Genomic DNA, 11,488 nt, shown 5'->3' on the forward strand with positions numbered 1-11,488 from the left:
GGTGGCCGGATGTCGCCGTTTCAGAGGGGCCGGACGGGCGGTGGAGGTGTGGGGACTACCACTGGGGCGGGCTGGCGATCGACCGGGCGAGCACGTCGTCCAGGACGCGGGCCGTGGCCGGTACGTCGAGCTGCGAGTTGTCGATGATGGGCAGCCCGGAGCCGTACCAGCCGGCCATCCGTCCGTGGATGCGGGCGACTTCCTCGTCGGTGAGGCGGCGGTTTCCGGAGCGCTCGGCGTTGCGCTCCAGGACTATCTCCAGGCCCGGGAGCAGGACGACCGGCAGCAGGCCGGGACCGACGTGCCGCTTCCAGCCGCCGAGGCCGACGACCGGGCGGTCCGGGAAGACGGCGTCGTCGAGGATGCAGGAGATGCCGTTGGCCAGGAAGTTCCGCGCGGCGAAGCCGCAGGTGCGGCGGGCCAGGCGGTACTGCGCCTCCGAATGATCGTTCCACCCCGACTGCGGGTCCGCGAAACCCGAGCGCACCCATTCGCGTACGTCGTCGAGGCTGATGTGCGCGGTGGGGACCCGGCGGTGATCCGCCCAGTACTTGGCGACGCTGGTCTTTCCGGCGCCCGCGGGGCCGATGAGCAGCACCGCGAGCGTGGTGGCCGTCGGGTCGGACGCGCCTGTGGCGGGCGGCGGCGACGGCATGGCGACGGGGCCGCCCGGGGGCAGTTGCACATGCCCGGTCGTGTCCGGCGTGGGAGGCACGGGAGCGTGGTGTGCGGGCTGCGCGGCGGCGTGGTGCGGAGGCTGCTGCGGAGCGTGGTGCTGGGGCGCGTGATGCGGGACCTGCGTGGGAGGGACCCCGGGAGGCACGGGCGCTCCGGTGAAGCCGGGAGCGGGTGCGGGACCCGGGTGTCCCGGGTGCTGTCCGGTCGGCGACCAGCCGGCGGCCGTTCCGTGCCCCGGCTGCTGGGACGGCGGCAGCGGAGCCCCCACTGCGTGCTGCATCCGGTGCCACTCCGTCTCGTGTCTTTTGGCTCGTTCGCCTCCGGGACGCCTCAATCGGTGTGGAGAGGGCGACCGTGTTCAGCCCGTCGGGCCTCTACGCGCTCACCCTCTCGACACCGACGCGTCCCTTCGGCTCACTCGCGTCAGGCAATTGGCGCTGGGCGAACGGGGCCTCGGTCCCGCTCGCTACCGAACGGTACCTTCCCCGTCCGCCGTTGTGTGAACGGCCGGGGAACGTGCGAAGTGCCCGTGAGCGAGGGGCAAAACGGACCAAGTGTGGGCCCGTGGGTATTACCCGCCCAGCTCGCCGGTGGGGGTCGTCACTCCCCGACTTCGCCGTACGCGGCGAGGAGCACGGCCGGGTCCGGGCCCTCAAGCACCGTCGGCTTGGCGAGGCCGTCGAGGACGATGAAGCGCAGCAGGTTGCCGCGGGACTTCTTGTCGACCTTCATGTTCTCCAGGAGCTTGGGCCACTGGTCGTAGCGGTAGCTCAGCGGGAGACCCACGGATTCGAGAATCGTGCGGTGGCGGTCGGCGGTCGCGTCGTCCAACCGGCCCGCCAGGCGGCCGAGTTCGGCGGCGAAGTGCATGCCGACGGAGACGGCCGCGCCGTGCCGCCACTTGTAGCGCTCGTTCTTCTCGATGGCGTGCGCGAGCGTGTGCCCGTAGTTGAGGATCTCGCGCAGCCCGGACTCCTTGAGGTCGCCGGAGACGACCTCGGCCTTCACCTTGATGGAGCGCTCGATGAGCTCGGCGGTGTGCGGGCCCGCCGGGGTGCGGGCGGCCTGCGGGTCCTCCTCGATCAGCTCCAGGATCACCGGGTCGGCGATGAAACCGGCCTTGATGATCTCCGCGAGCCCGGAAACGAAGTCGTTGACCGGCAGCGAGTCGAGCGCGGCCAGGTCGCAGAGCACGCCCGCGGGCGGGTGGAAGGAGCCCACCAGGTTCTTGCCCTCCGCGGTGTTGATGCCGGTCTTGCCGCCGACCGCCGCGTCCACCATGGCAAGCACGGTGGTGGGGACCGCGATCCAGCGCACCCCGCGCAGCCAGGTCGCCGCGACGAAGCCGGCCAGGTCGGTGGTGGCGCCGCCACCGACACCGACGATGACGTCGGTGCGGGTGAAGCCGGACTGGCCGAGCGCCTTCCAGCAGTAGGCGGCGACCTCGGCGGTCTTGGCCTCCTCCGCGTTCGGCACCTGGATGGCGACGGCCTCGAAGCCCTGTCCGGCCAGGTCGGCGCGGAGCGCCTCGCCAGTCTCGGCGAGGGCCTCGGGGTGGATGACTGCGACGCGCTTGGCCTTGTCGCCGATCAACCCGCCCAGCTCGCCGAGGAGTTGACGGCCGACCAGGACCTCGTAGGGGTCGGTGCCCGCGGTACCGCCGACCTGGATACGGGTCACTGCCTCGCTCATGCTTCCTTCAACTCCAGTGCGTCGAGGACCGCCTGGGCGACCTCTTCGGGGGTACGGCCGTCGGTGGCCACGACCGCGCGGGCGACTTCGGTGTACAGGTGGCGGCGCGCCTCCATCAGGTCGCGCCACTGCCGGCGCGGGTTGACGGCGAGCAGCGGCCGCGCGGCGTTGAGGCCGGTGCGCTTGACCGCCTCCTCGACGTCCATCGAGAGGTAGACGACCCGGTGCCCGGCGAGCAGCGCGCGGGTGTCCTCGTCGAGGATCGCGCCGCCGCCGAGCGCGAGGACGCCGTCGTGCTCGGCGAGCGCCTTGTGCACGGCCCGCTTCTCGATCGCGCGGAAGACCGGCTCGCCCTCGTCGACGAAGATGTCGGCGATGGTGCGGCCCTGCTCGGCCACGATGTCGTCGTCCGTGTCCCGGTAGGCACAGCCGAGCCGCTCGGCGACCAGCGCACCCACCGTGGACTTGCCGACCCCCATCGGGCCGACGAGGACGACGCTCGGAGCGGTCACCGCACGGCCAGGTTGTCGAGGTACGACTGGACGTTGCGGCGGGTCTCCGGGACGCTGTCGCCGCCGAACTTCTCGGCGACCGCGTCCGCGAGGACGAGGGCCACCATCGCCTCGGCGACGATGCCGGCGGCCGGGACCGCGCAGACGTCGGAGCGCTGGTGATGGGCCTTGGCGGCCTCGCCGGTGGCGACGTCGATGGTGGCGAGCGCGCGCGGCACGGTCGCGATCGGCTTCATCGCGGCGCGCACGCGCAGCAGCTCACCGGTGGTCAGCCCGCCTTCGGTGCCGCCGGAGCGGCCGGAGGTGCGCCGGATGCCCTCGTCGGTGTGGACGATCTCGTCGTGCGCCTTGGAGCCGGGCACCCGGGCGAGCTCGAAGCCGTCGCCGACCTCGACGCCCTTGATGGCCTGGATGCCCATGAGCGCGGCCGCGAGCCGGGCGTCGAGGCGCCGGTCCCAGTGCACGTGCGAGCCGAGGCCCACCGGCACGTGGTACGCGAGGACCTCGACCACGCCGCCGAGGGTGTCGCCGTCCTTGTGGGCCTGGTCGATCTCCGCGACCATCGCCTTCGACGCGCCGGCGTCAAGGCAGCGCACCGGGTCGGCGTCGAGCTTCTCGACATCCGAGGGCTTCGGGTAGACACCGTACGGCGCCTTCGCCGCGGCCAGCTCGACGACGTGCGAGACGATCTCGATCCCGGCCGTCTCCTTCAGGTACGAACGGGCCACCGCGCCGAGTGCCACGCGGGCCGCGGTCTCCCGGGCCGAGGCGCGCTCCAGGATCGGCCGGGCCTCGTCGAAGCCGTACTTCTGCATGCCCGCGAGGTCGGCGTGGCCGGGCCGGGGCCGGGTCAGCGGGGCATTGCGGGCCACGTCGGCGAGGATCTCCGGGTCCACCGGGTCGGCCGCCATGACCTGCTCCCACTTGGGCCACTCGGTGTTGCCGACCATGATGGCCACCGGTGAACCGAGGGTGAGGCCGTGCCGTACGCCGCCGAGGAAGGTGACCTCGTCGCGCTCGAACTTCATCCGGGCACCGCGTCCATAGCCCAGGCGCCGCCGGGCGAGGTGGTCCGCCACCATCTCCGTGGTGATCGGCACGCCGGCGGGAAGGCCCTCCAGCGTCGCGACAAGTGCGGGACCGTGGGACTCCCCCGCGGTCAGCCAGCGCAACCTGCTCAACGGTGCTCCTCATGCTCGCGCCCTGGTACTGCTGCTGCGTACGCGCGTCCTCGCGTACGGCGACGGCGTGACCGGGTGCGCGGCCCTGGCCCGCCACCTCCGATCCTCCCACGTCTCGGCCCAGGATCCGGTCGCAGGTCCATCAGGCGGACGGACCCTGCTAGGCGGTGCAGCCCCGGTGTGCGCCCCGGCATCGCCTCATCCGCGCCACCGCCGTCACCCCATCCGTGCCGCCGCGTTCTTGATCGCCTCGCGGATGCGGAAGTACGTGCCGCAGCGGCAGACGTTCGCGATCTCGTCGATGTCCGCGTCCGTGGGGTTCTTCGTACGCTTCAGCAGGGCGACGGCCGCCATGATCTGTCCGGGCTGGCAGTAGCCGCACTGGGCCACGTCCTGCTCCAGCCAGGCCTCCTGGACGGGGTGCAGCCGGTCCCCGTCCGCGAGCCCCTCGATGGTGGTGACCTCGCGGCCCGCGGCCTCGGCGACCGGGATCACGCAGGGACGTACGGCCTCGCCGTCGAGATGGCTGGTGCAGGCCTTGCACACGTCGATGCCGCAGCCGTACTTGGGGCCGCGGACGCCGAGCAGATCGCGCAGCGCCCAGAGCAGGGGCAGATCGTCGGGGGCGTCGACGGTGACGGTCTTCCCGTTGACGGTGAAGGTGTGGGAGGGCATCGAAGCTCGTGCTCCTGAGGCGAAGGGTCGGCGAGAAGCCGGCGGGAGGTCGGTGCGGGTGGCGCGGCATCAGCGCGGGAAGGGGGCGAAGTCGACGTCGAAGTTCACGGGGAAGCTGCGCGGCTTGGTGCCGGTGGCCCGCGCGTAGGCGTTGGCGATGGCGCCCACGGCCGCGGGAACACCCAGCTCACCCGCACCACCCGGCTCGTGCTCCGTCGGCAGGACGAAGATCCGTACGTCCTTCGGGGAGTCCTTCTGGCGTGCGTAGTGGAACTGCGAGTAGCTCGCTTCCAGCGGGAGCCCCTTGTCGATGTGCAGCCCCGCCCGCAGCGTGGTGGAGATCGCGTCCGTGAGTCCGCCGAGCAGCTGTGCCTCCAGTCCGCGCGGATTGATCGGCCGCCCCACGTCCGCCGCGATGACCGCCTTCGTCACCCGCGGCTTCCCGGGATCGGTGGCGTCGATCTCGACGAGACAGGCGGTGCAGGACTTGTACTCGTCGTGGAACCCGACGCCCTGGGCCCAGCCGGACGGCAGGGCCCGGCCCCAGTCGCCCTCCTCGGCGACCTTGTCGAGCACGGCGCGCTGCCGGTCCGTCTTGAGGAAGAAGCGGCGGAAGGCGACCGGATCCCGGCCGAGCTTCGCCGCCAGTTCGTCGACGACGATCTCCTCGGCGCCCCGTGTGTTGGCCGAGTACACCGAGCGCCACGACCCCGTGTGCATCTTCAACGGCACTTCGGTGAGCGCCTGGGTCGTGACCCCGAAGTTGTACGGGGACTTCACCGTGGTCAGGAACAGGGTCTGCGCGAAGGTCGCGTTGCCGAGGCCGGTGGGCAATGCGGCCGCGGCGGCGGTGATCGCGTCCCCGAGACCGTGCCGGAAGTCGGTCTCCACCGCCGCGACCTGGTGGACGAAGGTGAGCACCTGGCCTGCCGCGTAGGTGGCACGGATCCTGTGGTGGGTCGCGGGCCGCATCCGCCCGTGCCGCGTGTCGTCGATCCGCGACCACATCAGCCGCACCGGACGACCGCTCTTCTTGGACACCACGGCGGCCTCCAGGGCCGCGTCGTAGAACAGCCGGCGCCCGAAGGAGCCGCCCGACTGCACCACGTGGACCTTGACCTTGCTCACGGGCAGTCCGACGGCCTGGGCGATGGCCGCCTGGGCGGCGATCGGCGACTTCATGCCCGACCAGATCTCAGCCCCGTCGGCTCGTACGTCGGCCACGGCGGAGTTGGTCTCCATCGGCGCGTGGCTGACGAACGCGAAGTCGAACTCGGCGTCCACCTTCTTGACCAGGAGCCCGAGCAGATCCAGGGACGGCGTCGCCGCCTTCAGCCTCGCGCGGATGTCGTCGTCCGAGAACGCGTCGACCGTGCCCTCGCCCCAGGTGACGTCCAGGGCGTTCTTGCCGTCGAGCGCCTGGCCGAAGGTCTCGGCGACCACGGCGACACCGGTGTCGATGGTGACCACGTCGAGGACCCCGGGCATGACCCGTACGACGGCCTCGTTGTTGACCGACTTCACCGTGCCGTTGATGCTCGGCGGCCGGCGCACCATGCAGGGCTTGGCGCCGGGGACGTCGAGGTCGAGCGTGTACGCCTGCCTGCCGGTGACCAGCGCGCGGGCGTCGATGCGGGAGGTGGGGGTGCCGACGAGGGTGTGCTCGGACTCCTTCTTGGGTGTGACGGTCAGCGAGCCCAGGTCGAGGGAGGCGGCAGCCGCCGACAGCGTGCCGTAGGAGGCGGTGCGGCCGTCCCGTGCAGTCACCACTCCTTGACGAACCGTCAAGTCATCGGCGCTCAGGCCCCATTGCCTCGCGGCCGCGCCCACCATACGGGCCCGCGCGGCCGCTGCCGTGTGCCGTACGGGGTCGTACAGCGAACGGATGGAGTTGGAGCTGCCGGTCAGCTGGTTGAACAGCAACTCGGGCCGGGCATCCTCCAGTTGGACGCGTACGTGGTCGAGCGGAGTGTCCAGCTCCTCGGCCACCAGCATGGCCACCGCCGTGGTCAGGCCCTGCCCGACCTCCTCCCGCGGCAGCCGGAAGTGCACGATGCCGTCCTCGTCCACGCTCAGGACCAGCATGCCCGCGGTGGGCTTGCCCGCCAGGATGAGCAGATCACCGAGGTCGACCAGATCGGCCGGTGCGGGCGGCGTGGGTATCGCCGCCTCCGCGGTGCCGGGTTCGTACGCGTCGAGACCGATCCTGGTCGCCACGGCCAAGGTGGGCGCGGCCACCAGGTAGGTGAGAAACCTGCGCCTGGCATGTCCAGTCATGGGGGCTCCGTTCACGCGCCCGCCGCCGTCGCCGGGCCGCCCGGAGATCATTACCGGAGGTAAGTTCCATATTCAATAGAGCGTGCAGGATCCGACCGCCGGCCGCACGTCACGTCCTCGAAACGACCTTCTCCGCCACATCCGTACCCAGGTGTACGCCGGTGGCACCATGGCCACGGTGAGGGCGGACGTCAGGCTGTCCTCGGCGACTAGCGCGCCTCGAGCGCGTGCTCGCCCGCCTTCCGCATGGCGTCGAGCGGCGCCGGCGAACGCCCGGTCATCTGCTCGACCTGGAGCACCGCCTGGTGCACCAGCAGGTCGAGACCGCTGACCACGGCACCGCCGTACGCGGACCAGCGCGCCGCGAGGGACGTGGGCCACGGGTCGTACAGCACGTCGAAGAGGGTCGCGGGCCGCTCCGGGACGGCGGCGGCGAGCGCGTCCGTGGTCCCGGCCGGGGTCGTGGCGATCACCAGCGGCGCCCGCAGCGCCTGCTCCGCGTCCGCCCAGTCCTCGGTCCGCACCTCGACGTCGAGCCGCTCGCCCCACTGCCGCATCTCGGCGGCGCGCGCCTCGCTGCGGACGTAGGCGACGACCTCGCCGGTGCAGACGCGGGCGAGCGCGGCCAGCGCGGAGGAGGCGGTGGCGCCCGCGCCGAGGACGGCGGCGGAGTCCACCTCCTCGATCCCCCGCTCACGCAGGGCGGCGACCATCCCCGGGATGTCCGTGTTGTCGCCGACGCGTCGGCCGTCCTCGGTGAACACCACCGTGTTGACCGCCTCGACCGAGGCCGCCGTGTCGGTGATCTCGTCGAGCAGTGGAATCACCGCGCGCTTGAGCGGCATGGTCAACGACAAGCCGGCCCACTCCGGCCCGAGCTCCCCGAAGAACCCGGGCAGCGCCTCCTCGTCGACCTCGAAACGGTCGTACGACCAGTCGCCGAGCCCCAGTTCCTTGTACGCGGCGCGGTGCAGCACCGGGGAGAGCGAGTGGGCGATCGGAGAACCGAGTACGGCAGCCCGACGTTGGCTATTCATCAGCTCCCTTTACGCAACAACAGAAGCCACTCATTGAAACTTCCCTAACCCTGAGTATTCAGCGGCATTGGGTGGCCTGACGCCCTGATAGCAGAATGGTGCCGCCGACTTGCGAGAATTGCGAGTGTCTACGCTGTATCCGCTACAAGGATCAGGGCACCAATCTGGTGAACAAGGCTACAGGGTGGAATCGTCGGCTAGTACTCCAGCAGTACTTTGACGTTTTACCTGGTCAGGGGCAGTTTGGGTGAGTGTAGCGGGCTGATGAGCCGTCAGCACTGTCTTCCCCGGACCGCCCCTCGATCGTGTGCAGCCGCCGCTGATAATGACACCCGTCTGGGCAGCTTCCTGCCGTGATCAACGAGCGTGCAGTTGAGTTCTGGAACGACGAACTCGAGGAACTCTTCCTACGTACCGGCCACCGCTTCAAGCGCGTCGAACCGCGTCGGCGGATGCGTGACTACGTCCGCGGGCTGCTGGGCCCGGTCGGCCGCAAGAACGGCTGGCAGCTGGCCGAATACGCCGGACACCGCACCCCCGACCGCCTCCAACGCCTGCTCAACGGGGCCCGCTGGGACGCCGACGAGATCCGCGACGACCTCCAGCACTACGTGTCAGAACGCCTCGGCGAGCCGGACGGCGTGCTGATTCTCGACGACACCGGCTTCCTCAAGAAGGGCGCCACGTCGGCTGGCGTGCAGCGCCAGTACTCCGGCACCGCCGGACGCACCGAGAACTGCCAGATCGGCGTCTTCGCCGCCTATGCCACCGCCCGAGGGCGGGCTTTGGTGGACCGGGAGTTGTATCTGCCCAAGTCCTGGACCGACGACCGTGCGCGCTGCCGCGCCGCGGCCATCCCCGACGAGCGGACCTTCGCCACCAAGCCCGACCTGGCCAAGGTGATGGTGCTGCGCGCTCTCGCCTCGCCACTGCCGATCGCCTGGGTGACCGCGGATGCCGCCTACGGCCAGGAGTGACGGCTGCGCCGCATGCTGGAGGAGGTCGACCTCGGTTACGTGCTGGCCGTCCCCAAATCCCAGCAGGTGCCACACTTCGGACGCATCGACCACCTCTTCACCCAAGCACCGAGCGAGGCATGGGAGACCCGCTCGTGTGGCGACGGCGCGAAAGGCCCGCGCGTCTACCATTGGGCCGCCCTGCAGATCGCGTCCATCGAGGACTTCGACGGCGAGATGCCCACCCACCAGCGGTGGGCACTGGCACGACGCAGCATCAGCAAACCCGACGAGATCGCCTACTACCTCGCCTACGCGCCGCTGGGCACCGACGTCGAGCACTTGGTCCGCATCGCCGGAACCCGCTGGGCCATCGAGGAAACCTTCCAGGCCGCGAAGAACGAATGCGGCCTGGACCAGTACGAGGTCCGCCGCTACACCGGCTGGATGCGGCACGTCACCCTGGCCATGCTGGCGCACGCCTTCCTTGCGGTCATGGCCGCCGACGCCACCACAAGGGGGGATGCAGAAACGGTTCCCGTCGGGCGCCGCTCACCGCGGCAGAGGTTCGGCGGCTCCTGGCAACTGGCCACCCATCAACCAGGAACCCCCATCAGCCGCTGATCAACGCACGCGCGCTGGGATGGTCGCACTGGCGCAGACAACACCAAGCCGTCGCCCGCCACTGAGCCCTTTCCAACCTCCCATGCCAGCCGGGCAGTTGGGCTGACAGACAGATGAAGCCCCTGGTAGATGGATTTTCGACCAAGAGAACCGTCTCCACCAGAGGCTTCGCATGCTTGTCTACCCGTCCGGCGTCGACGTGTCCAGCTCTGCCCTGCGCTTCCTCGCCGCCCGTCTGAGGGAACACCGCCGCGCTCTCGGAACCCGATGGCGGCGCCTGAACGCAGGCCGCCAGGCCCTGCTCACCCTCGCCCACCTGCGCAACGGCCAGCCGTACGCCCAGCTCGCGGCCGGATTCGGGATCGGCACCACCACCGCCACCGCCTACCGGTATATCACCGAGGCCGTCAACCTCCTGGCCGCCCTCGCCCCCACCCTCACTGAAGCTGTACGAGCGGCGTCGACGAAGGCGTACGTGATCCTGGACGGGACGCTCCTGCCGATCGACCGAATCGCCGCCGACCGCCCGTTCTACTCGGGCTGTGAGTATGGGTTCTGCTAAACACAAGAAGCACGGCATGAACGTGCAGGTCATAGCCGATCCGTAGGGGCGTCTGATGTGGGCTTCACCAGCCTTGGCCGGCGCCGTCCACGACGTCCGTGCCGCGCGCGAGCACGGCGTCATCGATGCACTCGCCGAGGCTGGCATCACCTGCTGGGCAGACAAGGGCTACCAGGGCGCAGGCGGCACGGTTCGTCTCCCTTACCGCGGCCGATGGGACGGCCTCTCCGCCGGCCAGCAGGCCGTCAACCGAGCCCAGGCAAAGGTCCGCGCACTGGTCGAGCAGGCCATCGCCACCCTCAAGTCCTGGCGCCCCCTCCGCAAACTCCGCTGCTCGACGACCCGGATCACGAGCCTCGTCCAAGCCGTCCTGGTCCTCCATCTCGCCGCCTCGGGCTGAGATCAACCCGCAGCATTCACCAGGTCCGTCAATTCGGCCTCGTTTGTCCCCGCCCGCAGACGAACGTCGAAGGTGTAACCCTCGTCGCAGAAAACCAGGTCAAGGTCCATGGGTGTCAGCCTGCGGAAGACGATCGCCAACCAGATCGCGTCTTCCTCCCAGACGTCCATGTACAGGCAGGTACCGTCCTCGTGCAGATACGCCTCACCTGGGCCGTTCTCCGTCTTGAACTGCCATATGAGGCTGCGCACTTCGCTGCGGTGCATCGAGTCGATCTCGGCCCCAGACCACCGGGCACGGATCGCGTCTGTCAGCGCATCCCGATCGATGCGCCAGCCGCCCGCATCACCCTCGACTACCGCCAAGAACGTCATAGCCAGGGTCTACCAGATGTCCGTGACACAGCGCCGATCGGCTGCCGCCTGAAGTTGGAATGGGCTCACTGTCATTATCAGCGGCGGCTGCACACGGTCGAGGGCCGGTCCGAGGAAGACAGTACTGACGGCTCATCAGCCCGCTACACTCACCCAAACTGCCCCTGACCAGGCAAAACGTCAAAGTGCTGCTGGAGTACTAGACAACAACCATGGTCACGAAGGCCCGCGGGCTCCTTGCATCCGGGTCACCCGCACCCCAAACCTCACACAGCGTGACCCGGTAAGCCCGCCCGTAACCGCCGCACCCCCATCAGGTTCGGAGACCCAGTTTGCGATCGATCAGGTATTAACTCAACCGACCTAAAACAGGTCGAATTGACCCCTAGTCAGACAACGTGAGTGATCGCAACTATGCTAACCCCCCCCCCCGTTATCTTCTTCGCGGTCCTGCAAGAGGACCGCTGGCCTCCGGGCCCGGCATGACTGTTCCCCCCTGTCGAACGGATGACCTGGGGGG

At 69.8% G+C, this 11,488-nt stretch carries 8 protein-coding genes and 2 pseudogenes; 2 read left to right on the plus strand and 8 right to left on the minus strand.

The window, feature by feature from the left end; all coding sequences use genetic code 11:
• Positions 1 to 55: 55 nt before the first annotated feature.
• The 7 genes from ACZ4RZ_RS45665 to ACZ4RZ_RS45695 form a co-directional block, all read right to left on the minus strand.
• Entirely contained in the window at positions 56 to 958 is a 903-nt protein-coding gene (locus tag ACZ4RZ_RS45665) for a Pro-rich N-terminal domain-containing protein (RefSeq protein WP_467753477.1), read from the minus strand.
• Between the two features lie 320 nt (positions 959 to 1,278).
• Positions 1,279 to 2,370 (minus strand): 3-dehydroquinate synthase, encoded by a 1,092-nt coding sequence (gene aroB, locus ACZ4RZ_RS45670; protein WP_467753478.1) that lies wholly within the window; start codon positions 2,368 to 2,370, stop codon positions 1,279 to 1,281.
• Positions 2,367 to 2,849, minus strand: coding sequence for a shikimate kinase (locus ACZ4RZ_RS45675; protein ID WP_467753486.1), 483 nt, complete (start codon positions 2,847 to 2,849; stop codon positions 2,367 to 2,369). The genes aroB and ACZ4RZ_RS45675 overlap by 4 nt, the downstream gene beginning before the upstream one ends.
• 29 nt (positions 2,850 to 2,878) lie before the next feature.
• A complete protein-coding gene (gene aroC, locus ACZ4RZ_RS45680; protein ID WP_467753479.1) occupies positions 2,879 to 4,063 on the minus strand; it encodes a chorismate synthase in 1,185 nt (394 codons plus the stop codon).
• Between the two features lie 216 nt (positions 4,064 to 4,279).
• Positions 4,280 to 4,738 carry a (2Fe-2S)-binding protein gene (locus ACZ4RZ_RS45685; RefSeq protein ID WP_467753480.1) on the minus strand — a complete coding sequence of 153 codons (459 nt, stop codon included), beginning with the start codon at positions 4,736 to 4,738 and terminating at the stop codon, positions 4,280 to 4,282.
• A 69-nt stretch (positions 4,739 to 4,807) separates the two neighbouring features.
• A complete protein-coding gene (locus tag ACZ4RZ_RS45690) occupies positions 4,808 to 7,015 on the minus strand; it encodes a xanthine dehydrogenase family protein molybdopterin-binding subunit (RefSeq protein ID WP_467753481.1) in 2,208 nt (735 codons plus the stop codon).
• Positions 7,016 to 7,224: 209 nt separating this feature from the next.
• On the minus strand, positions 7,225 to 8,052 hold the full coding sequence (locus tag ACZ4RZ_RS45695) for a shikimate dehydrogenase (protein WP_467753482.1): 828 nt from the start codon (positions 8,050 to 8,052) through the stop codon (positions 7,225 to 7,227).
• 356 nt (positions 8,053 to 8,408) lie between these two features.
• Between ACZ4RZ_RS45695 and ACZ4RZ_RS45700 the strand changes: the two are divergent.
• Both ACZ4RZ_RS45700 and ACZ4RZ_RS45705 read left to right on the plus strand, forming a co-directional pair.
• Positions 8,409 to 9,738 (plus strand): annotated as a pseudogene (locus ACZ4RZ_RS45700) (IS701 family transposase).
• A gap of 66 nt (positions 9,739 to 9,804) precedes the next feature.
• A pseudogene (locus ACZ4RZ_RS45705) lies at positions 9,805 to 10,594 on the plus strand (transposase family protein).
• A 2-nt stretch (positions 10,595 to 10,596) separates the two neighbouring features.
• Here the strand turns inward: ACZ4RZ_RS45705 and ACZ4RZ_RS45710 are convergent.
• Positions 10,597 to 10,968: a hypothetical protein gene (locus ACZ4RZ_RS45710; protein ID WP_467753483.1), complete on the minus strand. Its 372-nt coding sequence runs from the start codon at positions 10,966 to 10,968 to the stop codon at positions 10,597 to 10,599.
• Positions 10,969 to 11,488: the final 520 nt, after the last annotated feature.

Source organism: Streptomyces sp. NPDC027189 (assembly GCF_055566975.1).